Consider the following 19,933-nt stretch of genomic DNA (forward strand, 5'->3'; position numbering starts at 1 on the left):
CGCTAGCCGAGGGGTCCGACAGTCCGTCACCCGCACGGGTGGGCCGATGTGGAGTCCCCGACCCGTTCACCCGCGAGGGGGACGGACCCGCCCGGTCAGCTTCCCCGTCGACCGGTCGGGTCCAGCCGGGCGACCAGGTGGAGGCGGTCACCGTCTGCGCTGTCGGCGGGCCGGTCGCCGTCCGTCCAGGGCGGTTCGGTGCGCGGGCCGGGCCGGTCGTGGAGGGCGAGCACCGTGAAGCCGTGGACGGCGAGCAGGTGGCGCAGCTCCTGGGGGAAGAGCAGCCGCCAGGCGGAGTGCTGCTCGATCGGCGGGGCGCCGTCGTCGCCGGCCCAACTGCGGGTGCGCCGCAGCAGTTGGGCGGCGTGGTCGATCGACAGCACGGTGCGGGAGACGTACGTGACGCCTTCGTGGGTGACGCTGTCGAAGCGTGGGGCGTCGAGGAGTTCGGTGCGGCCGAGGAAGAAGGCCCCGTTGCGCATCTCGGCGACCAGCAAGCCGCCGGGGCGCAGGTGGTGGCGGAGCCGGCCGAACAGGGCGTCGAGGTCGGCGTTGGTGTGGCAGTAGAGCAGCGCGCTGTCCAGGCAGAGCACGGCGTCGAAGCGGTCGGGCAGCGTGAAGTCGCGCATGTCGCCGACGTGGTAGGCCGGTCCGGGGTGGCGGGACCGGGCGTGGGCGATCATCGCCGGGGAGCTGTCCAGGCCGGTGACGGTGAGCCCGGCCGCCCGGTGCAGCCAGCCCGCGTCGCGGCCGGTGCCGCAGCCCAGGTCGAGGACCTGGGGCCCGGCGCCGTGTTCGCGAAGCATCGCCCCGGCCCACCGGGCGGCGGTGAACCCGGGGTCGGGGAAGCGGAGTTCGTAGAGTTCCGGACGGTCGGTGAGCAGGTTGCGGTGGGCGGTGGCCGGGGCCGCGGCGGGGGCGGCGGCCCCGGGGCGGTGGTTCATCGGGCCTCGCTGGGGAGGGGACGGGCGTCCGGTCCGGGGAGCGGTGCGGCGGCGGGCTCGGGCAGCACACCGAGACCGGCGCGGTCCGGGGTGCGGACGGTGCCGTCGGCGCCGCCGATGCCCTGCCAGGGGTCGTGGGCGAGCAGCAGGTGGCCGTCGAGGTCGAGCCAGCGGGCCCGGTCGGCGAGGTGGACGGCGGGCGCGATGCCGAGCGAACTGGCCGCCAGGCAGCCGAGCATCAGCTCGGTGCCGCTGCCGCGCAGGGCCTCGGCGATGCGCAGCACCTGGTGGACGCCGCCGCACTTGGCGAGCTTGAGGTTGACGCCCTGCACCCGCCCGGCGAGCCGGCAGGCGTCCTCGTAGCCGACGGCGTCCTCGTCGGCGATCACCGGGACGGGTGAGCGCTCGGCGACGGCGGCCAGCGCGTCGGGGCGGCCCGGCGGGATCGGCTGCTCGACGGCCTCGACGCCGAGGGCGGCGAAGGAGGGCAGCAGCCGCAGGGCCTGCGCGGGGGTCCAGGCGCCGTTGGGGTCGAGCAGCAGCCGGACGTCCGGGGCGGCCTCGCGGACGGCCCGGACGCGGGCCAGGTCGAGGCCGGGGTCCGGGGCGCCGGCCTTGACCTTGAGCACGGTGAACCCGGCGTCGGCGAGCCGGGCGGCCCGGACGGCGGCGTGGGCGGGCGGGTCGATGCCGATGGTGCGGGCGGTGGCGGCGGCGACCGGGTCGGCACGGCCGAGCAGCCGGTGGACGGGCTCGCCGGCCCGTTGGCCGACCAGGTCGAGCAGTGCGGCCTCGACGGCGGCCAGCACCCCGGCCGGCAGCGTCGGGTAGGGGGCCGCGCCGTCGCGGAGGTCGGCGAGCGCCTGCTCCGGGTCCGGGCCGTTCTCCAACGCCGGGCGCAGCGCTTCGAGTTCGCGCCGGATCCGGTCGGCGGGCAGGTCCAGGTAGACGCTGCTGACCGCCTCGCCGTGTCCGGTCGCCCCGTCGTGCCCGAGGGAGAGCTGGACGGCGTCCCGTTGTGTGGTCACCGAGCGGGAGATGCGCAGCGGCTCGGCCAGGCGGAGCCGGACGGTGCGGACGTCGAGTCTCATCGGTCCTTCTCGGTGCGAACGGGGACGGTCCCGACGGCGGTCCCGACGGCAGTGCCGGCGGCGGTGGTGGCGGCGGCAGCGACCACCGGGCCGGCGACCGGTTCCCCGGACGCGGGCCGGCCGGTCCGGCAGCGCGCCCAGCCGGTGACCTCGACGGCCGCCGGGTACGGGATCTCGACCGGGCGCGACACGGCCCGCCCGGCGTCCAGGCCGTGCCGCCGGCAGAACGCGTCGTCGTACACGGTGCCGAGGTAGCGGTGCGGGCCGTCGGGGAAGACGGTGGCGACGGCCGCGCCCGGATCGGCCCGGGCGGCCCAGGCGGCGACCAGGGCGACCGCGCCGGTGGACCAGCCGCCGCTGACGAAGGCACCCCGGGCGAGGCGCCGGCAGGCGTCGACCGCCTCGGCCGGGCCGACCCAGTGCACCTCGTCGAAGGCCTGGTGGGCGACGTTGCGCGGGTGGATGGAGCTGCCGAGGCCGCGCATCAGCCGGGGCCGGGCGGGCTGGCCGAAGATGGTGGAGCCGACCGAGTCGACCCCGATGATCCGCAGCCGGGGCCAGCGGCGGCGCAGCGCCTCGGCGAGCCCGGCGCTGTGGCCGCCGGTGCCGACGCTGCAGACCAGCACGTCCAGGTGGTCGAGTTCGGCGGTGATCTCCCGGGCCATCGATCGGTAACCGGCCGCGTTGTCGGGGTTGTTGTACTGGTCGGGCCAGTAGGCGTCGGGCAGCCGGTCGAGCACGTCCCGCAGCCGGGCGAGCCGGGCCGCCTGCCAGCCGCCGTGCCGGGCCGGCCGCTCGACCAGCTCCAGCCGGGCACCGTAGGAGCGCAGCAACTGCCGCATGGACGGTTCGAGTTCGCTGTCGCCGACCAGCACGACGGGGTGGCCGAGGGCCTGTCCGGCGAAGGCCAGGCCGACGCCCATGGTGCCCGAGGTGGACTCCACCACCGTGGCGCCGGGCCGCAGTTCACCGCGCGCGTGGGCGCCGCGGAGCATCGCGACGGCCGAGCGGGCCTTCATGCCGCCGGCGCTCAGCCCCTCCAGCTTGGCCCAGAAGCCGGGGTGCGACCGCGGCAGCGGGGTGGTGATCCGGGCCAGCGGGGTGCCGCCGAGCAGCGGCAGCAGGGCCGGGTTGCCCAGGACCGGACGGGCCGGCGCCGCACCGGGGTCGAGCAGGGCGGTCACCGGGCCGCACCCCCGTACAGGTGGAGGATGCTGGGGCCGCCGTCGAGCCAGAAGAAGGGGTAGGGCTCGGCGCTGACGCCGGTGACCCCGTCGCCGAGCAGGCGGGGCAGGATGGAGCTGCCGGTCTGCGCGAACAGCACCAGGGGCTTGCCGGTGGCGCGGGCGTGGGCGAGCAGCGGGTCGAGGGTGCCGTTGCCGAGGGTCATGCCGGAGGCGAGGATCGCGTCGCAGTCGCCGAGGTGGGCGAGGGCGTCGGTGTGCACCGGCTCGTCCCACTCGGTGTGCCCGCCCTTGAGGTCGCACGGCAGGTAGCCGACCTCGTGCGACCGGAGCTGCTCCAGCAGGGAGTTGACGACGCCGACGACCAGGACCCGGCGGACGGCGGCGAGCGGGAGCAGCCCCACCACGGCGGAGGCGCGGACCCGCGACTTGGTGAGCGAGGAGCCCGAGGGCAGGCCGTACCGCCGGGCACCGTAGGCCGGTGCGTGCGGGAGGCAGTGGCCGAGGTAGGCGTCGAGCGCGGCGACCCGGACGGCGCCGCACGGGTGGTCGAGCAGGTCGGCGACGCTGGCGCCGACGCAGTCGGTGACCGTGTCGGCGGGCAGTTCGCCGGGCTCGACGGCGCAGGAGCCGACGGCGGCGCCGAGCCGGAGGCTGAGCACCTCGTTGCGGTACCCGCGGGCCCGGCCGCCGTGCCGCACGGCCTGCACCGTGCTGAAGGCGAGCGCGATCCGCAGCGCGGCCGGGTCGGGCCCGTACGCCCCCGTACGGGCCCGCCCGGTGATCAGGTCGAGCACGGGGAGGGTGGTGATCCCGTGGCTCGTGGGGAGGGTGCCGGCCGGGGCGGGGTCGGCGGCCCAGATGGGCGGGGCGGTGGCGGCCAGGGTGCTCATGCGGACACCGCCGCGGCTTCGTCCCGGCGGTCGGCGGGCCCGGACGCGGGCCCGGCCTCGGGACCGGGACCGGACTCGGGACCGGGACCGGACTCGGGACCGGGACCGGACTCGGACTCAGCCTCGGCCTCGGCCCCGGACGCGGGCGCGAGACGGGGGGCGAGCCCGGTGAGTAGCCGCTCGGCCGTGCGGCGCGCCCCGGCCCCGCCGGTGTCGGCGGTCATGACGTGCCCGAGGTACTCGTTGTTGCTGGTCGCGGGCCGCACCTCGCGGCCGGACCCGGCGAGCGCGAGCTCGACCACCGCCGGGTCGCGGCGCACCGTGTCCTCGCCGTCGAAGCCGTCCAGCAGGCCGGCCTGCCCGCCGTCGGGCACCAGGAAGGCGATGGCGGCGCTGGCGACCCCGGTCGGGCGGACGGCCAGGTCGGGCCGGCGGCCGAGCGCGACGTCGACGGCGGCGGCCGCCAGGTCGACCCCGGTGACCCGCCGGACCAGCTCGGTGATCCGGTTCCCGGCCGGACGCGAATTGACCTCGATCACCCGGGGTCCGGCGGCGGTGAGCTTGATCTCAGTGTGCGCGACGACCTGGTCGAGACCGAGCGCGCCGAGCGCGGCGACGGCGGTGTCGGCAGCCGCCGCGGCCTCGGCCGGGTCGAGCGCGGCCGGGAACATGTGCCCGGTCTCGACGAAGGCGGGCGCACCGCCGATGCTCTTGTCGGTGATCCCGACGACGTGCGCGACCCCGTCCGTGGACACCGTCTCGACGCTGACCTCCGGCCCGGTGAGCAGTTCCTCCAGCAGCACCGCCGGCTCCCGCCGCTGGCCGCGGGCGTTGACCGGGAAGGCGTCCAACGCCCGGATCGCCGCGAGGAGTTCCGTCTCGTCGCGGACCGCGCGGACGAACATGCCGGCGCACAGGTCGACCGGCTTGACGACGAGCGGGTACCCGATCGCCCGGGCGGCGGCGCGGGCCCGTCCGGGGTCGGCGCAGAGCGCGTACGCGGGCCCGGGGACGCCGGCCTCGGCCAGCCGGCGGCGGGTGAGGTCCTTGCGGCAGGCGGCGGTGACGGCGTCGGGCGCCGGTCCGGGCAGGCCGAGCCGGCGGGCCACCAGGGCGACCTGCGGAAGGTAGTAGTCGCAGGAGGAGAGCACGCCGTCGAAGCCGAGCAGCGCGTGCAGCCGCCGCGCGTACGGCAGCAGCGCGTCGGGGTCGTTGGTGTCGGCGGTGAGCACGTTCTCGGCGGCGAGCAACGGGTGCGGGCCGTCGGCCGGAGCGCCGGCCCGCAGGTAGTGGTGCAGGTCGCGGGTGAGGAAGGTGAAGCGGTGGCCGCCCTCCCCCAGCGCCCGCGGCAACAGCCTGCTCATGGAGCCGACCCAGCTCTCGATCACCAGCAGATGTGCCACGGATCTCCCTTTCGACCTTTCGACGGACTCGACAGGCAGGACCGTAACGGCATTCGTTTTCATTTTCAACGCGCCGGGGCCGCGTTTCCGTCGAAGCGTCAGATGAAAGTGGTTTTCATGTACTCTTGCCCTCGACCGCCACGCCACAGCCCTGCCGGAGTTGCCTGATGGATCGTCAGTTTCCTTACGTCGTCCGCCATGCGCTCCCGAAGGACGTGCCCGGAGCGCGCCGGCTGATCCTGGACACCTTCTACCGCGAGTTCGGCTACGGCTACGTGCCCGACTGGCACGCCGACGTCGTCGATCTCCAGGGGCACTACCTGGACCACCCCCGGCACGCCCTCCTGGTCGCCGTGCTGGGCGAGGAGGTGGTGGCCACCACCGCGCTGCACTCCACCGGACCGACCCATCCGCCGCACCCGCGCGAGCTCGTCCGGCACTTCCCGTCCGGAACCACCGCGCAGCTGGTCCGGGTCTACGTCCGGGCCGAGCACCGGCGGCACGGCCTGGCCCGGGAGCTCGTGCGCCGCGCCTGCGCGTTCGCCGCCGAGGAGGGCGGCTACCGGCGGCTCTACCTGCACACCAACACCGCGATCCCCGGCGCCGAGCCGTTCTGGCGCAGCCTCGCGGAGGAGGTCTACGACGCCCGCCCGACCGGTGAGCACGGCCCGGGGGTGGCCACCGTCCACTTCGAGATCCCGCTGCACCGGCCGGTGGCCGCGGCGGGCACGGCGGGGCACGGCGCGAGCTTCGGCGCGAGCTTCGACCGAATGTGAGGCAGGTCACATCGAGGTGCGAAATTTCCGGGGACGAATTCCCCGTTTAGCCTTCCGTAGGACTAAGCGGGGAGTGACTCCCCACAATCGCATCCCGGGAGGAGTGCACCCGTGACCACCGTCGCCCCCCGTTCGACCCGCACCGCGGGGCCGGCCCGCGCGCCCAGACTGCGCGCGGACGCCAGCCGCAACCGTGAACGGATCGTCCTGGCGGCCCGGGACGCGTTCGTCGAGCACGGCGCGGACGCGCCGCTGGACGAAATCGCGAAGCGGGCGGGCGTCGGAAACGCTACGCTCTACCGGAACTTCCCCACCAGGACGGCGCTGATCCGCGAGGTGGCGCTGCTCGTCAAGAACCGCATCGTGGCGATCGCCGAACGGGCGGCCGCCGAGGCCGCCGGCCCGTTCGACGCCCTGGAGCGGTTCGCCCACGAGACCGTCGACGAGAAGGTCGGCGCGCTCTGCCCGATGCTCACCAACCACGTCGACCCGCACGACCCCGAGCTGGCGGAGGCGCGCGAGCGTCTGCTGTCCGTCGCCGGCGGTCTGCTGGAGCGGGCACAGGCGGCGGGCGAGGCCCGGGCGGACGTCGGCCACGGCGACCTCTTCATCGCCCTCAGCCAGCTCACGCGTCCGCTGCCGGGCACCTCGTGCCACCTCCTGGACGAGTTCGTCCACCGGCACCTGCAACTGTTCCTGGACGGCATGCGGGCGCCCGCCCCTTCCGTCCTGCCCGGCCGGGCAGCGATCTTCGAGGACTTCCACGACGACCACTGACCCACCGCCACCGCGCCGGCCGACCGGCGTGACCTGACGTCCGAAACACCCTTCACCGCGGGGACACGGCTCGGCCGCCGCGGCGTGCCCACCGCTGCTGCCCGTGACCGGGCCGCGCCTCCGGCACGCCCGCACGTTCCGCCCGCACCCGCGCCCCGCGCACCTTCCGCACGCCCAGCACCTTCCGCACCTCTCGCACCGAAGTGAGTACCTCCATGCCGCAAACCGACGCCCAACCCGCCCTCCAGCCCGATCCGAGGCGCTGGAAGGCCCTGATATTCATCGGCCTCGCGCAGCTGATGGTCGTCCTCGACGCCACCATCGTGAACATCGCGCTGCCGTCCGCGCAGAAGGACCTCGGCATCACCGACGGCAACCGCCAGTGGGTGATCACCGCGTACGCGCTCGCCTTCGGCGGTCTGCTGCTCTTCGGCGGCCGGGTGGCCGACCTGTGGGGGCGCAAGCGGGCCTTCGTGGTCGGCCTGACCGGCTTCGCGCTGGCCTCCGCGCTGGGCGGCGCCGCCGCCAACACCGCGATGCTGCTCGGCGCGCGCGCCCTGCAGGGCGTCTTCGGTGCGCTGCTGGCCCCCGCCGCGCTCTCGCTGCTGGCCGTGATGTTCACCGAGGCCAAGGAGCGCGCCAAGGCGTTCGGCATCTACGGTGCGATCGCCGGCGGTGGCGGTGCGATCGGTCTGATCCTCGGCGGCCTGCTGACCGAGTACATGAACTGGCGCTGGACCTTCTTCGTCAACATCCCGTTCGCCGTGATCGCCGCCGTCGGCGCGGTCATGGTGATCCGCGAGCCGGCCGTCGGCCGCAACCGCAACCGCCTCGACATCCCGGGCGTGCTGCTGGTCACCACCGGTCTGGTCTCGCTGGTCTACGCGTTCACCCGGGCCGAGTCGGACGGCTGGAGCTCGGGCGTGACCATCGGCCTGTTCGTCGCCGCCGCCGTGCTGCTGGCCGCGTTCGTCGTGGTCGAGCAGAAGGTCAAGGCGCCGCTGCTGCCGCTGCGCGTCGTGCTGGACCGCAACCGCGGTGGCGTCTACCTTGCGCTGGGCATGGCTGTGATCGGCATGTTCGGTCTCTTCCTGTTCCTGACCTACTACCTGCAGATCGTGCTCGACTACAGCCCGGTCCTGACCGGCGTGGCCTTCCTGCCCATGGTGGCGGGCATGATCACCGGCTCGACCCAGATCGGCGCCCGGCTGATGACCCGCGTCCCGGCGCGGTTCCTGATGGCGCCCGGCTTCCTGGTCGCCTCGCTCGGCATGCTCATCCTGACCCAGATCGACCTGGACAGCTCCTACCCGGCGCTGATCCTGCCCGGCCTGGTCCTGATGGGCCTGGGCATGGGCACCGCGTTCATGCCGGCCATGAGCCTGGCGACGCACGGCGTCCAGCCGCGCGACGCGGGTGTGGCGTCCGCCATGGTCAACACCTCGCAGCAGGTCGGCGGCGCCATCGGCACCGCGCTGCTGAACACCATCGCGGCCAGCGCCACCACCACCTGGCTGGCGGCCCACGCGGCTTCCGCCACCACCCCGGCCGCCGCGCAGGCGGTGCAGTTCCAGGGCATGGTGCACGGCTTCTCCACCGCGATCTGGTGGTCCTTCGGCATCCTGGTGCTGGCGTCCGTGGCCGCGTTCACCCTGGTCAACGCCGGTCGCCCCGGCTCCGGCGAGGGCGCGGCGGCCGACGCGTCGGCCGCCGACGAGGTCCCGGTGCTGGTGCACTGACCCCTGCGGAGTGCGCGACGGTGCGCCACGGCCCGTCCGATGTCTTCACGACACCGGGCGGGCCGTTCGCCGTTTCCGGGACCGGTGAGGACCGCGGCGGGAACGCGGCGGGAACGCGGCGAGGACCCCGGTGAGCACCCCCGATGGAAATGGGGAATGATCCCCGCTTATTCTGGTCGGGCTTCGAAGCGGGGACGACTCCCCGCTTCACTCCGACCGAGGTGCGTGGACATGACCCGGAATCAGGGAACCGGCGGCGGACGCGGGCAACGCGCCGCCGACTGGACCGACGGCCGGCTGGGGATCTACACCCTGGCCAGGGCCAACCTGCGGAAGATCTTCCCGGACCACTGGTCCTTCATGCTGGGCGAGATCTGCCTCTACACCTTCCTCATCATCATCCTGACCGGCGTCTGGCTGACGCTGTTCTTCAAGCCGAGCATGGGCGAGATCGTCTACGACGGCTCGTACGTGCCGCTCAAGGGCGTGCCGATGTCCGAGGCCTACGCCTCGACCGTCGACATCAGCTTCGAGGTGCGCGGCGGCCTGCTGATCCGCCAGATCCACCACTGGGCGGCGCTCGTCTTCATCGCGGCGATGTTCGTCCACATGATGCGGGTCTTCTTCACCGGCGCGTTCCGCAAGCCCCGCGAGATCAACTGGCTGTTCGGCTTCCTGCTGCTCTTCCTCGGCATGCTGGACGGCTTCTTCGGCTACTCGCTGCCGGACGACCTGCTGTCGGGCACCGGCATCCGCTTCGTCGAGGGCGCGATCCTCGCCGTCCCGCTGGTCGGCACCTACATCCAGATGTTCCTGTTCGGGGGCGAGTTCCCGGGCACCGACATCGTGCCGCGGTTCTTCACGATCCACGTGCTGCTGATCCCGGGCATCATGCTCGGCCTGCTGGTGGCGCACCTGATCCTGGTCTTCCACCACAAGCACACCCAGTGGGCGGGACCCGGCCGGACGGAGAAGAACGTCGTCGGCATGCCGCTGATGCCGGTCTACATGGCCAAGGCCGGTGGCTTCTTCTTCCTGGTGTTCGGCCTGATCGCCACCGTCTCGGCGCTCGCCACGATCAACCCGATCTGGGCGTACGGCCCGTACCGCCCCGACCAGGTGTCCACCGACGCCCAGCCCGACTGGTACATGGGCTTCGCCGAAGGGCTCGTCCGGGTGATGCCCGGCTGGGAGGTCGGTCTGTGGGGCCACACCCTGAACCTCGGCGTGCTGGTCCCGTTCACGCTCTTCCCGCTCGTCCTCGGCGCGATCGCCGTCCACCCCTTCGTGGAGGCCTGGGCGACGAACGACCGGCGCGAACGCCACCTGCTGGACCGCCCGCGCAACGCCCCCGTCCGCACGGCACTCGGCGCGGCCTGGATCTCGCTCTACCTGGTGACGCTGGCCGGCGGCGGCAACGACCTCATCGCCACCCATCTGCACCTGTCGCTCAACACCATCACCTACGCCGTCCGGGTGGGATTCTTCGTCGTGCCGGTGGCCGTCTTCGTGATCACCAAGCGCTGGTGCCTGGGCCTGCAGCGGCGGGACAAGGAGAAGGTGCTGCACGGCCGTGAGACCGGCGTCATCAAGCGGCTGCCGCACGGCGAGTTCGTGGAGGTGCACGCCCCGCTCGCGCCGGCCGAACTGCACCGGCTCACCGCGCACGAGCAGCCGCGAGCCCTCGAACTGCCCGCCGCCGTGGACGACAATGGAGTGGCCCACCCGGCCGGGGTCCTTGACCGCGCCCGTGCGAGGCTGTCCCGTGGGTTCCACGGAGAGGGCGCCGGGATCGCCAAGGCGACCGCCGAGGAGTTCCACCGGGCCACCGCGCACCACCCGACTGCCGCACAGCACCCGTCCGCCGTACAGCACGCCGTCACCGAGCACCACGAGAACGGCGGCGGGCGCGGCCACTGAGGCCGCGCGCCGCCCGCGACCACCCGCCGCAACGGAGAGGGAGGACACCGTGCACGACCGTACCGACCAGCTGGCCGACAGCAGATACCTCCTGCTCACCACCTTCGGCGAGGACGGCCGCCAGGTCCGCTCGCAGAGCTGGGTCGTGGCCGACGGCACGGCGCTCGGCATCTGGACGCCCGCCCACTCCGGCGAGGCCGAGCGGATCCGCCGCCACCCCAAGGTCCTGGTCGGCCCGTGCGACGCACACGGGCGGCCGACCGGGCGTCAGCTCCCGGCCCGGGCCGCCGTCTGCGACGCGGACGACACCGCCCGCTACCGCGCCTCGCTGATCAACAAGTACGGGCTGACGGCGTTCCTGGCGCTGGCCCGCAGCCGGATGCGGCTCGGACTGGCCGGGACGATCGGCATCCGGATCACGCTCAACGAGCTGGAGCAGCGGCTGATCGGGCCGGAGTGGCCGGTACCGACCACGTACTGCCCGAACTGAGCCGCCCTGAGCTGCCCCGGGCAGCCCCGACTCACCGGGCCGGGGGCCTCGCCGTCCCGCACCGCGGCCGGCTCAGGCGGCGTCGCCGCCCGCGTCGTCGTCCGGCGCCCGGGCCAGGTCCCCCGGCTCGCAGGCCTCCCGGCCGGTCCCGGCGTGCACCACCTTGACCGCGCGGCCGGGACCGCCCGGCACCACCCGCTGCTCCCGGCCGCAGCGCGGACAGATCAGCGGGATGCGCGACCGGGGGGCGCCCGGGCCGGCGGCGGCGTCCGGCTGGTTCACGACAGCGGGTGGGTCGGGACCGGGCTGACCTCCTGGATCTCGCCGTGGGCCTTGGTGAGCAGCTGCGAGGCGAGGTCGTTGAGCGCCCGTGCGGCCGCGATCTCCTCGCCCACCCTCAGCTGTTCCGGGTCGGAGGGGTGGCGGCTGGTGTAGCCGTGGGCGCGCAGCTCGGTCCCGTCCCCCAGACGCAGCAGGGCGGCGGCGGCCGTCCGCGGCCCCTCCTCGCGGAATTCCATCTCGATGTGCCAACCGACAAGAGTCTGCATGGCGGATCACCTCCGGCGGTCGCTTCTCGTCCGGTTACTCCTCCAGGGTGCGCCGTCCCCCCGGTGAACACCAGAGCAGACGGCCGGGGCGGCGCCCGGGGGACCGTTGAACGCGTTCAAGGAGCCGCCGGCGGGGTGGGTCGGGCAGGGACGGTGAGGAGGAGGGTGCCGGTGTCGAGGGTGCGGACCTCGAAGTGGGCGATGGTGGTGGGCGGGTAGGCGGTGCCGCCGGTGGTGTGGAGCGGGGCGGCGGGGGCGTAGCCGGTGGCGGGGACGTTCCAGGTGGTCACCGTCTGGTGGCCGCCGGTGGCGGAGACCGCGACCAGGTCACAGGTCAACGGGCCCTGGACGCCGGACAGTTCGAGCGTGACCCGGCTGCCCCAAGGCGCGGGGTCCACACCGACCACGGCCTGGACGCCGGTCGCCGGGTTCGTCGCGGTGAACCGGTGGGCGGCCGCGGTGGCGACCACGCCGGGCGCGGAGTCGGCGGTGATCACGGCGGCGGTCACCGCGGGGCCGGCGATCGTCAGCGCCGCCGCCGCGGCGACCAGCACCAGCCTCCGGACGCGCCGGCGCCGCCGACGCGTCCGGACCTCCTCCATCAGCCGGTCGAGCAGCGCCGGGCCGGGCTGCGGCGCGGGGTCGACCGGGTCGGCGGCGGCCGCGTAGTCGCCGAGCAGCGCCTCGACCGGGCCCAGTTCGGCCAGTTGCCCGGCGCACTGCGGGCAGCCGGCGGCCAGGTGGGCGGCGAAGGCGGCACGTTCGGCCGGGTCCAGGACGCCGAGGACGTAGGCGCCGACGTCGAGGTGCACGGTCCGCGCGGGATCGGGTTCGGACGGTGTCACGATGTCACTCCCCGTTCCTCCAGCGCGAGCCTGAGCGCGCGCAGCGCGTAGAAGACCCGCGAGCGCACGGTGCCCGCGGGGATGCCGAGTTCGACGGCCGCCTCGTTGGCGGTGCGGCCCTTGAAGTAGGTCTCGACGATGACCGCACGGTGCGCGGCCGAGAGGTCGCCGAGTGCGTCGGCGACCGTCATCATCCGCAGCGCCCGGTCGAGTTCGTCCTCGGCCGGCAGCAACTCCAGGGGGCCGGCGTCGACTTCGCGCGGGCGGGCGAGCTCGGCGCGGTGCTCGTCGATGACGATCCGGCGGGCGACGGTGGCGAGCCAGGGCCGCAGCGATCCGGCCGCCGGGTCCAGCCGGTGGAGGTTCCGCCAGGCGCGCAGCAGCGTCTCCTGCACGACGTCCTCGGCGCGCCGGCGGTCGCCGGCGACGAGGTGGAGGACGAAGCCGAACAGCGGCCCGGCGTGCTCCTGGTAGAGCGCGCGCATCAGCTCCTCGTCCGGTGCCGGCGCGCCCCGGACGGCCGGGCGGCCGTCACCGGGAGGCTCCTCGGTCACCATCACATCCTCGCGCACGCGTGCCTCCGGGTCGAGCGCCGTCGTCGAGCGCCGACGGGCGCCAACGGGCGTCATCGGACATCATCGGGCGTCGTCACGGACGGCCGGTTCAGTAGCCGGAGCCGCCGCTGCCGCTCATGCCGGCCCGGTCGCCGGTGGGGGTCGCCGCGAACCAGACGCCGTCGACGCCCTGCCCCTTGGTGTCACCGGGCTTCTGGTCGGGCGCGTAGCGGTAGAGCGGCCGGCCGGCCAGGGTGACCTGCTTGCTGCCGTCGGCGCGGGTGACGGTGCCGACCAGCTTGGCGTCGATGCCGCTGACCGAGGCCGTGGTGCCGGTGGCCGGGACGGGCGGCCACAGCGCCGCGCAGCCGCCGTTGCAGGTGGCGGTGGGCGGGTTGGCGCTGTCGTGGTCGAAGCGGTAGAGCGTGAAGCCGGCGCTGTCGGTGACGATGGTGCCGAGGTGTGGGTCGTTGGTGGTCTTCAGGGTGGTCGCGGTCGTGCCCGGCGAGGCCGGGGCGCTGGACGCGGCGGGCGGGTTGGCGGGCGCCGAGCTGCTGCTGGAGCCGGACGAGCCGCAGCCCGCCACCAGGGCGGCCGCGGCCAGCCCGCCCGCGGCGAGCACGGCGAGCCGTCCCTGACGGCGGCCGAGTCGCCGACCCGGTCCGCTGGTGTGATCATCGGTCGAGCCGTCGGTGCGGTGGGTGGTGCGCATGGTGACCGCTCCCCGGTCGATGGGGGTGCACGTCGGTGCCGGACACCCTCCGGTACGGACGGGAGCCGCCGTCCGCTCAACGGGCGACCCGGTCGGGTCCCCGGAATAGCGCGCGGGCAGCAGCCGTTGTGGGGGGCACATGGCCTTGACCGCCACCACCGGAAGGGCAGGAACCGCGACATGAGCAGCACGGTCGAGCTGACCAAGGAGAACTTCGACGAGATCGTCCCCGGACCGGACGGCAAGGATTTCGTCTTCATCGACTTCTGGGCGGGCTGGTGCGGCCCGTGCCGCCAGTTCGCGCCGGTCTACGAGAAGGCCGCCGAGCGCCACCCCGACCTGGTCTTCGCCAAGGTGGACACCGAGGCGCAGCAGGAGCTGGCGGCGGCCTTCGGCATCCAGTCGATCCCCACGCTGGCGATCATCCGTGAGGGCGTGCTCGTCTTCTCCCAGGCGGGCGCGCTGCCCGAGCCGGTGTTCGAGGACCTGATCGGCCAGGCCCGCGGGCTGGACATGGCCGAGGTCAAGCGGAAGGTCGCGGCGGAGCAGGACGGCGGCCCCCGGAAGGCGTGACGCCCGGCCGCTCGACCGGCCCGTCCGTCACGGCGAGCCCCGGGGTGGTTCCTCCACCCGCGGGGCTCGCCGCCGTGCGTTCGGGCACGGCGGTCAGTCCTCGCTCCAGGCGGTGAGACGGGCCGCGAGCGCACGCAGTTCGTCCCGCAGGGCGTCGGGGCGGCGCACGGTGAAGGGCCAGCCGAGGCCGGCCAGCATCACCGCCATGCCGTCGAGCCGCTCGGCCCGCGCGTGGAACAGGACGCGTCCGTCCTCGGTCCCGGTGAGCGTGCCGGCGGTGGGCGGGATGCGGTGCCGGGCCTCGGCGAGGGTGGTCGTGAGGACCACCTCGACCTCGTGCGTCCACGGCACCGAGGCGAGCGACTCCAGCACCCGCTGCACCGGGTCGACACCGGCCGGCGGTTCGAAGCCGGTCTCCCGCGGGTCGACCGAGCGGATCCGGTCCAGCCGGAAGGTCCGCTGCTCGCCGCTGCGGTGGTCCAGACCCGTGGTGTACCAGCGGCCCGAGTGGAAGACCAGCCCGTACGGGTCGAACTCGCGCTCGCTGGGCGCGCCCGCGCGGTCCCGGTAGTCGAGCCGGACGCGGCGCCGGCGGCGGGCCGCCTCGGCGAGCGCGAAGAGCGCGGCGGCGGCCGGGCTGGGGCCGGCGGTGGGCGCGGCGGTCAGGCCGAGGGTCTGCTCGACGGCCTCGACCCGCTCGCGCAGCTGCGGCGGCAGCACCCGCTGGATCTTGGCGAGCGCCGACTCGCCGGCCTGCTCCCCCACCGACAGCCCGGACCGCCGGCCGGCCAGCAGACCGAGGACGACGGAGGCGGCCTCGTCCCCGGTGAGCATCAGCGGCGGCAGCCGGTACCCCGGCATCAGCCGGTAGCCGCCGTAGCGGCCCCGCTCGGCCCGGACGGGGATGCCGAGTTCGGCGAGCCGGGCCGCGTACCGGCGCACGGTGCGGACGTCGACCTCCAGCCGCGCGGCGAGTTCGGCGCCGGTCAGGCCGGGTCGGGCCTGGAGCAGTTCGAGCAGGGCGAGGACACGGCTGACCGGGTGTTCCACGGGTCCTGTGCTCCTCGGGGCGGCTGGGGTTCGCCCGGAAGAGGGTCGACCGAATCGATGGATCGGTCGACGAGCCGATTAATCCGGTCGAGTTCTGTCCTGATGCGATTCTAGGCTCGGAGTCGACGACGGGCAGCCGGGCGTGGCTCCCGGTCGCTCCGTTCCCGGTTCGCCCCGTCCCCGACCGCGCGGCCCGGTACCCAGGACACGAAACTCCAGGAGAGGACCCTCCCCCCATGAGCACCTTCGTACTCGTTCCCGGTTTCTGGCTCGGCGGCTGGGCGTGGGACGCGGTGGCCGAACCGCTGCGCGCCGCCGGCCACACCGTGCACGCGGTGACCCTGCCCGGGCTCGCCGAACGGGCCGACGAGGCCTCGCCCGAGACCGGTGTGTCGGCCCACGTCGACGACCTGGTCGACCTGTTGGTCCGCGAGGACCTCCGGGACGTGGTCCTGGTCGCGCACAGCGGCGGCACCCTCGCCGTGAGCGGCGCGGCCGACCGGGTGCCGGAGCGGATCCGCCGGGTGGTGTGGGTCGACTCCGGCCCGATGGCCGGCGGCGTCGCGATCGCCGACCTCTGGGACCCGGCCTACCGCGCCGCGCTGGAGGCCTCGCTGGTCGACGGCTGGCGGGTGCCGCTGCCCTCCTGGGAGGTGCTGGCCTCGGGCGGCGCCGACGTGGCCGGGGTGGACGAGGCCGGTCTCGCCCGGTTCCGCGCGCTGGCGACCGACCAGCCGGGCCGTACGCTCCGCGAGCCGTTGCGGCTGACCGGCGGTGCCGACAAGCTGCCGAAGGCCCTGGTCTCCTGCTCGATCCCGCTGGCGCAGGTCCGGGAGATGATCGCCGCCGGGCACCCGTACTTCGCGGCGCTCGGCGGGGCGGAGTGGGAGCTGCGCGAGCTGCCGACCGGGCACTGGCCGATGTTCTCCCGGCCGGCCGAAACGGCGGCGGTGCTGGCGGAGTTGGCGCAGGCCGAGTAGCGCGGGCCACGGCCGGGGCAACGGGCGGGCGCCCGGCGGACGACGGACGGGGCGACGGTACGGTGATGCCGGCCGCCGCCTCGCCCGCGTGTTCGGCCGCGCACCGCGGGCGGGGCGGCGCAGGATGGGCACGGCACCACGGCACACCCGCGAGAGCACGGAGGAACACGGATGACCGCCCCCCAGTCCACCGCCCCCGAGGAGTACGACGTCATTGTGATCGGCGCGGGTCCGACCGGCGAGAACGTCGCCGACCGGACGGCCGCCGCCGGGCTGCGCACCGTGATCGTGGAGAGCGAACTGGTCGGCGGCGAGTGCTCCTACTGGGCCTGCATGCCGAGCAAGGCACTCCTGCGCCCGGTGGCCGCGCTGGCCGACGCCCGCGCGGTGGCCGGCTCCCGGGAGGCGGTCGGCAAGGGTGCCCTGGACCCGGCCGCGGTGCTCGCCCGGCGTGACGCGTTCACCTCGCACTGGCAGGACGACGGCCAGGTGCGGTGGCTCCGCGACACCGGCATCGACCTGGTCCGCGGCCACGGCCGGCTGGCCGGCGAGCGGCAGGTGACGGTCGAGGCGGAGGACGGCAGCGAACGGGTCCTGGTGGCCCGGCACGCGGTGGCGGTCTGCACCGGCAGCCGGCCGGTGCTGCCGCAGGGCGTCCCCGGGCTGGCCGACGCGCGCCCGTGGACCAACCGGGAGGCGACCGGCTCGCCGACCGTCCCCGGGCGGCTGGCGGTGGTCGGCGGCGGCGTGGTCGGCGTGGAGCTGGCCACCGCCTGGCGGGCGCTCGGCTCGGAGGTGGTGCTGCTGGTCCGCGGGAGCGGACTGCTGCCCCGGATGGAACCGTTCGCCGGCGAGCTGGTGGCGGAGGGCCTGCGGGCGGCCGGGGTGGACCTCCGGTTCGGGACGGAGGTCGCCGCGCTGGAGCGACCGGCGGCGGACGGCGGGCCCTCCGAGGTCACCCTGGTGCTGGGCGACGGCGAGCGGCTGACCGTGGACGAGGTGCTGTACGCCACCGGGCGCGCCCCGCGCACCGCGGACATCGGCCTGGAGCAGGTCGGCCTGCACCCCGGCGGCTGGCTCGACGTGGACGACAGCTGCACCGTGCTCGGGGTCGACGGTGGCTGGCTGTACGCGGCCGGGGACGTCAACCACCGGGCGCTGCTCACCCACCAGGGCAAGTACCAGGCGCGGATCACCGGCGCGGCGATCGTCGCGCGCGCCCAGGGGCGTTCGCTGGACACCGCTCGCTGGGGCACGCACGCCGCGTCCGCCGACAGCGCGGGTGCGCCCCAGGTGGTCTTCACGCACCCGGAGGTCGCGGCCGTCGGCCTGACCCTGGACGCCGCCGAGCGGGCCGGACTTCGGGTCAAGGCCATCGACCACGATCTCGGCGCGGTCGCCGGTGCTTCGCTCTACGGCGACGACTACCGGGGCCGGGCCCGGGCGGTGTTCGACCTGGACCGGGAGGTGCTGGTCGGCGTGTCGTTCGTCGGGCCGGGCGTCTCCGAGCTGCTGCACTCGGCGACCGTCGCGGTGGTCGGCGAGGTGCCGATCGACCGGCTCTGGCACGCGGTGCCCGCCTATCCGACGATCAGCGAGGTCTGGCTGCGGCTGCTGGAGGGCTGCCGGGGCTGACCGCCGCCAGGGCGGGGCCGCCCCCGGCCCCGCCCTGCTCGCCCTGCTCGCCCTGCTCGCCCGCACCGGCCCGGCGGCCCGGCGCGACCCGGCGCGGCGAGATGTGGCGGACGTCCGACGGCGGGACACTGGCTCGGGGAGGGTGTCCGGGCGGGGCCGTTTCGCCGAGCAGGTGGTGTGTGGCAATGAGCGAAGTGCTGTTGGCCGTCGGAACCGAGAAGGGCCTCTTCCTCGGACGCAGCCGCGACCGGTTGGACTGGGAGTTCAGCGGGCCGCACTTCCGGATGAACGCGATCTACTCCGTCGCGATCGACCGCCGGGACCGCGCGGACGGCGGGCCCCGGCAGGACGGCGGTGTCCGGCTGCTGGTGGGCGCCGACAGCAGCCACTGGGGGCCGTCGGTCTGGCGCTCGGACGACCTCGGCGCGAGCTGGTTCGAGCCGTCCACGCCCGCGATCCGCTTCCCCGAGCACACCGGCGCCGCGCTCACCCGGGTCTGGCAGCTCCAGCCGGCCGGACCCGAGGCCCCCGGTGTGGTCTACGCGGGCACCGAGCCCGCCGCGCTGTTCCGCTCCGAGGACGGCGGCGAGAACTTCGCGCTGGTGGAAGCCCTCTGGGAGCACCCGCAGCGCAGCGAGTGGGGCGCCGGGTACGGCGGCCAGGGCCTGCACACGATCCTCACCGACCCGCGCGACCCGCAGCGGCTGCTGATCGCCGTCTCCAGCGGCGGCGTCTACCGCAGCAAGGACGGCGGCGGCAGCTGGCAGCCGTCCAACTCCGGCCTGCGGGCCGAGTTCCTGCCGGAGGAGAGCCAGTACCCCGAGTTCGGCCAGTGCGTGCACAAGATCGCCCGGGACGCCGTCAACCCGGACCGGCTCTACCTGCAGAACCACGGCGGCGTCTACCGCAGCGACGACGGCGGCGCGAGCTGGCGCTCGATCGCCGACGGGCTGCCCGCCGACTTCGGCTTCGCGATCGCCGCCCACCCGCGCCGCGCCGACACCGCGTACGTGTTCCCGCTCGGCGGCGCCGACGACCGGATCCCGCCCGGGCGCCGCTGCCGGGTCTTCCGCACCAACGACGCCGGGGAGAGCTGGCAGGCGCTCGCCGAGGGTCTGCCGGGCGAGGACCACTACGGCATCGTGCTGCGCGACGCGCTGCGCACCGACGACGTCGAGCCGGCCGGCATCTACTTCGGCAACCGGACCGGTGACGTCTACGCGAGCCACGACGAGGGCGAGCACTGGGCGTTGCTGGTCTCCCACCTGCCGGACGTGCTCTGCGTCCGGGCAGCCGTGATCGCGGACTGACGCGCCGTCGGGGGCGGGGGGCGGACCGGGCCGTCGGGATCAGGTGTCGTACTCGCCGTCCCACGGGGCGTGGAAGCCGAGGTTGTCGGGGTAGAGCTCGGCCCAGTCGTCCTCCGTCGCGTCCTCGCCGTGCCGTTCGACGACCAGGCCGAAGAGGCAGCCGTCGACGTGCAGCGCGAAGGGCGCGACCGCGATGTCCCCGAACTCCCGCTCCGGCAGGGCCGCCAGCCACTCCCCCAGCAGCTCGGCGGCGGCGTTGGCGACACCGGGGACCTCGCCGGGCACCGCCTCGATCCGGGAGTCCAGGTGGCGCCCGGCGTCGTCGAACCGGTGCAGTACGGCGAAGCAGCCGACGCCCTCGCGGTTCACCGCCCCCTCCGGGACGGCGTAGGTGACGGAGGCGAAGAACTGGCCGCCCCGGAAGCGGCCGATGGTGTCGGTGCGGTAGCCGGGCTCGTGGACGATCGGGATGACCTCGGGGACGCTCATACCGGAACGGTAGGCGCCGC

The 19,933-nt window shown here is 74.7% G+C and carries 21 protein-coding genes; 9 read left to right on the forward strand and 12 right to left on the reverse strand.

Annotated features, from left to right (window positions below; genetic code table 11):
• Positions 1 to 95 precede the first annotated feature (95 nt).
• From ACFVUH_RS03060 to ACFVUH_RS03080, 5 genes are read right to left on the reverse strand one after another with little or no spacing between them, the layout of a single operon-like run.
• The gene (locus ACFVUH_RS03060) at positions 96 to 944 is read right to left on the reverse strand and encodes a class I SAM-dependent methyltransferase (RefSeq protein ID WP_387910812.1); all 849 of its coding nucleotides are present in this window, start codon (positions 942 to 944) and stop codon (positions 96 to 98) included.
• Positions 941 to 2,035, reverse strand: coding sequence for a dipeptide epimerase (locus ACFVUH_RS03065; RefSeq protein ID WP_387910813.1), 1,095 nt, complete (start codon positions 2,033 to 2,035; stop codon positions 941 to 943). The genes ACFVUH_RS03060 and ACFVUH_RS03065 overlap by 4 nt, the downstream gene beginning before the upstream one ends.
• Positions 2,032 to 3,219, reverse strand: coding sequence for a pyridoxal-phosphate dependent enzyme (locus ACFVUH_RS03070; RefSeq protein ID WP_387910815.1), 1,188 nt, complete (start codon positions 3,217 to 3,219; stop codon positions 2,032 to 2,034). The genes ACFVUH_RS03065 and ACFVUH_RS03070 overlap by 4 nt, the downstream gene beginning before the upstream one ends.
• Positions 3,216 to 4,112, reverse strand: a complete 897-nt coding sequence (locus tag ACFVUH_RS03075; RefSeq protein ID WP_387910817.1) for a Rossmann-like domain-containing protein — start codon at positions 4,110 to 4,112, stop codon at positions 3,216 to 3,218. Before ACFVUH_RS03075 ends, ACFVUH_RS03070 begins: the two co-directional genes overlap by 4 nt.
• Positions 4,109 to 5,515 carry an ATP-grasp domain-containing protein gene (locus ACFVUH_RS03080; protein ID WP_387910819.1) on the reverse strand — a complete coding sequence of 469 codons (1,407 nt, stop codon included), beginning with the start codon at positions 5,513 to 5,515 and terminating at the stop codon, positions 4,109 to 4,111. The genes ACFVUH_RS03075 and ACFVUH_RS03080 overlap by 4 nt, the downstream gene beginning before the upstream one ends.
• Positions 5,516 to 5,682: 167 nt before the next feature.
• Between ACFVUH_RS03080 and ACFVUH_RS03085 the strand changes: the two genes are divergently transcribed.
• The 5 genes from ACFVUH_RS03085 to ACFVUH_RS03105 all read left to right on the forward strand — a co-directional run bounded on the left by ACFVUH_RS03085 (position 5,683) and on the right by ACFVUH_RS03105 (position 11,217).
• The gene (locus tag ACFVUH_RS03085; protein WP_387910821.1) at positions 5,683 to 6,291 is read left to right on the forward strand and encodes a GNAT family N-acetyltransferase; all 609 of its coding nucleotides are present in this window, start codon (positions 5,683 to 5,685) and stop codon (positions 6,289 to 6,291) included.
• 111 nt (positions 6,292 to 6,402) lie between these two features.
• Positions 6,403 to 7,068 (forward strand): TetR/AcrR family transcriptional regulator, encoded by a 666-nt coding sequence (locus ACFVUH_RS03090; protein ID WP_355368654.1) that lies wholly within the window; start codon positions 6,403 to 6,405, stop codon positions 7,066 to 7,068.
• Between the two features lie 215 nt (positions 7,069 to 7,283).
• A complete protein-coding gene (locus ACFVUH_RS03095; protein ID WP_355368656.1) occupies positions 7,284 to 8,807 on the forward strand; it encodes an MFS transporter in 1,524 nt (507 codons plus the stop codon).
• Positions 8,808 to 9,038: 231 nt separating this feature from the next.
• Positions 9,039 to 10,727, forward strand: a complete 1,689-nt coding sequence (locus tag ACFVUH_RS03100) for a ubiquinol-cytochrome c reductase cytochrome b subunit (protein ID WP_355368658.1) — start codon at positions 9,039 to 9,041, stop codon at positions 10,725 to 10,727.
• A gap of 49 nt (positions 10,728 to 10,776) precedes the next feature.
• Positions 10,777 to 11,217 (forward strand): PPOX class F420-dependent oxidoreductase, encoded by a 441-nt coding sequence (locus ACFVUH_RS03105; RefSeq protein WP_355368660.1) that lies wholly within the window; start codon positions 10,777 to 10,779, stop codon positions 11,215 to 11,217.
• Positions 11,218 to 11,289: 72 nt separating this feature from the next.
• Here ACFVUH_RS03105 and ACFVUH_RS03110 read toward each other — a convergent pair whose 3' ends face one another.
• The 5 genes from ACFVUH_RS03110 to ACFVUH_RS03130 all read right to left on the reverse strand — a co-directional run bounded on the left by ACFVUH_RS03110 (position 11,290) and on the right by ACFVUH_RS03130 (position 13,876).
• Positions 11,290 to 11,499, reverse strand: coding sequence for a hypothetical protein (locus ACFVUH_RS03110; protein ID WP_355368662.1), 210 nt, complete (start codon positions 11,497 to 11,499; stop codon positions 11,290 to 11,292).
• Positions 11,496 to 11,765: a DUF1876 domain-containing protein gene (locus ACFVUH_RS03115; RefSeq protein WP_350545708.1), complete on the reverse strand. Its 270-nt coding sequence runs from the start codon at positions 11,763 to 11,765 to the stop codon at positions 11,496 to 11,498. Before ACFVUH_RS03115 ends, ACFVUH_RS03110 begins: the two co-directional genes overlap by 4 nt.
• Before the next feature lie 116 nt (positions 11,766 to 11,881).
• Positions 11,882 to 12,610: a hypothetical protein gene (locus ACFVUH_RS03120; RefSeq protein ID WP_387910824.1), complete on the reverse strand. Its 729-nt coding sequence runs from the start codon at positions 12,608 to 12,610 to the stop codon at positions 11,882 to 11,884.
• Entirely contained in the window at positions 12,607 to 13,167 is a 561-nt protein-coding gene (locus tag ACFVUH_RS03125) for a sigma-70 family RNA polymerase sigma factor (protein ID WP_387911321.1), read from the reverse strand. The genes ACFVUH_RS03120 and ACFVUH_RS03125 overlap by 4 nt, the downstream gene beginning before the upstream one ends.
• A gap of 106 nt (positions 13,168 to 13,273) precedes the next feature.
• Positions 13,274 to 13,876, reverse strand: a complete 603-nt coding sequence (locus ACFVUH_RS03130) for a hypothetical protein (protein WP_387910826.1) — start codon at positions 13,874 to 13,876, stop codon at positions 13,274 to 13,276.
• Between the two features lie 180 nt (positions 13,877 to 14,056).
• Between ACFVUH_RS03130 and ACFVUH_RS03135 the strand changes: the two genes are divergently transcribed.
• Positions 14,057 to 14,449, forward strand: coding sequence for a thioredoxin family protein (locus tag ACFVUH_RS03135; RefSeq protein ID WP_387910828.1), 393 nt, complete (start codon positions 14,057 to 14,059; stop codon positions 14,447 to 14,449).
• Between the two features lie 93 nt (positions 14,450 to 14,542).
• Here the strand turns inward: ACFVUH_RS03135 and ACFVUH_RS03140 are convergent, their stop codons facing one another.
• Complete coding sequence (locus tag ACFVUH_RS03140; RefSeq protein WP_387910830.1) at positions 14,543 to 15,499, reverse strand: helix-turn-helix transcriptional regulator; 957 nt, start codon at positions 15,497 to 15,499, stop codon at positions 14,543 to 14,545.
• Positions 15,500 to 15,735: 236 nt separating this feature from the next.
• Here ACFVUH_RS03140 and ACFVUH_RS03145 point away from each other — a divergent pair, with 236 nt between their 5' ends.
• The 3 genes from ACFVUH_RS03145 to ACFVUH_RS03155 all read left to right on the forward strand — a co-directional run bounded on the left by ACFVUH_RS03145 (position 15,736) and on the right by ACFVUH_RS03155 (position 19,424).
• On the forward strand, positions 15,736 to 16,479 hold the full coding sequence (locus ACFVUH_RS03145) for an alpha/beta hydrolase (RefSeq protein WP_355368673.1): 744 nt from the start codon (positions 15,736 to 15,738) through the stop codon (positions 16,477 to 16,479).
• A 171-nt stretch (positions 16,480 to 16,650) separates the two neighbouring features.
• The gene (locus tag ACFVUH_RS03150) at positions 16,651 to 18,114 is read left to right on the forward strand and encodes an NAD(P)/FAD-dependent oxidoreductase (protein WP_355368675.1); all 1,464 of its coding nucleotides are present in this window, start codon (positions 16,651 to 16,653) and stop codon (positions 18,112 to 18,114) included.
• A 185-nt stretch (positions 18,115 to 18,299) separates the two neighbouring features.
• On the forward strand, positions 18,300 to 19,424 hold the full coding sequence (locus tag ACFVUH_RS03155) for an exo-alpha-sialidase (protein ID WP_355368677.1): 1,125 nt from the start codon (positions 18,300 to 18,302) through the stop codon (positions 19,422 to 19,424).
• 39 nt (positions 19,425 to 19,463) lie between these two features.
• Here the strand turns inward: ACFVUH_RS03155 and ACFVUH_RS03160 are convergent, their stop codons facing one another.
• Complete coding sequence (locus ACFVUH_RS03160; RefSeq protein WP_387910833.1) at positions 19,464 to 19,913, reverse strand: hypothetical protein; 450 nt, start codon at positions 19,911 to 19,913, stop codon at positions 19,464 to 19,466.
• Positions 19,914 to 19,933: the final 20 nt, after the last annotated feature.

Source organism: Kitasatospora sp. NPDC058032, assembly GCF_042885845.1.
Classification (GTDB): domain Bacteria; phylum Actinomycetota; class Actinomycetes; order Streptomycetales; family Streptomycetaceae; genus Kitasatospora.

Excerpts from the sequence above, each read along its gene's own strand:
- ACFVUH_RS03060 (WP_387910812.1), bottom strand. The coding sequence starts at position 944 with ATGAACCACCGCCCCGGGGCCGCCGCCCCCGCCGCGGCCCCGGCCACC.
- ACFVUH_RS03065 (WP_387910813.1), bottom strand. The coding sequence starts at position 2,035 with ATGAGACTCGACGTCCGCACCGTCCGGCTCCGCCTGGCCGAGCCGCTG.
- ACFVUH_RS03075 (WP_387910817.1), bottom strand. The coding sequence starts at position 4,112 with ATGAGCACCCTGGCCGCCACCGCCCCGCCCATCTGGGCCGCCGACCCC.
- ACFVUH_RS03085 (WP_387910821.1), top strand. The coding sequence starts at position 5,683 with ATGGATCGTCAGTTTCCTTACGTCGTCCGCCATGCGCTCCCGAAGGAC.
- ACFVUH_RS03095 (WP_355368656.1), top strand. The coding sequence starts at position 7,284 with ATGCCGCAAACCGACGCCCAACCCGCCCTCCAGCCCGATCCGAGGCGC.
- ACFVUH_RS03100 (WP_355368658.1), top strand. The coding sequence starts at position 9,039 with ATGACCCGGAATCAGGGAACCGGCGGCGGACGCGGGCAACGCGCCGCC.
- ACFVUH_RS03115 (WP_350545708.1), bottom strand. The coding sequence starts at position 11,765 with ATGCAGACTCTTGTCGGTTGGCACATCGAGATGGAATTCCGCGAGGAG.
- ACFVUH_RS03125 (WP_387911321.1), bottom strand. The coding sequence starts at position 13,167 with ATGGTGACCGAGGAGCCTCCCGGTGACGGCCGCCCGGCCGTCCGGGGC.
- ACFVUH_RS03130 (WP_387910826.1), bottom strand. The coding sequence starts at position 13,876 with ATGCGCACCACCCACCGCACCGACGGCTCGACCGATGATCACACCAGC.
- ACFVUH_RS03135 (WP_387910828.1), top strand. The coding sequence starts at position 14,057 with ATGAGCAGCACGGTCGAGCTGACCAAGGAGAACTTCGACGAGATCGTC.
- ACFVUH_RS03145 (WP_355368673.1), top strand. The coding sequence starts at position 15,736 with ATGAGCACCTTCGTACTCGTTCCCGGTTTCTGGCTCGGCGGCTGGGCG.
- ACFVUH_RS03150 (WP_355368675.1), top strand. The coding sequence starts at position 16,651 with ATGACCGCCCCCCAGTCCACCGCCCCCGAGGAGTACGACGTCATTGTG.
- ACFVUH_RS03155 (WP_355368677.1), top strand. The coding sequence starts at position 18,300 with ATGAGCGAAGTGCTGTTGGCCGTCGGAACCGAGAAGGGCCTCTTCCTC.
- ACFVUH_RS03160 (WP_387910833.1), bottom strand. The coding sequence starts at position 19,913 with ATGAGCGTCCCCGAGGTCATCCCGATCGTCCACGAGCCCGGCTACCGC.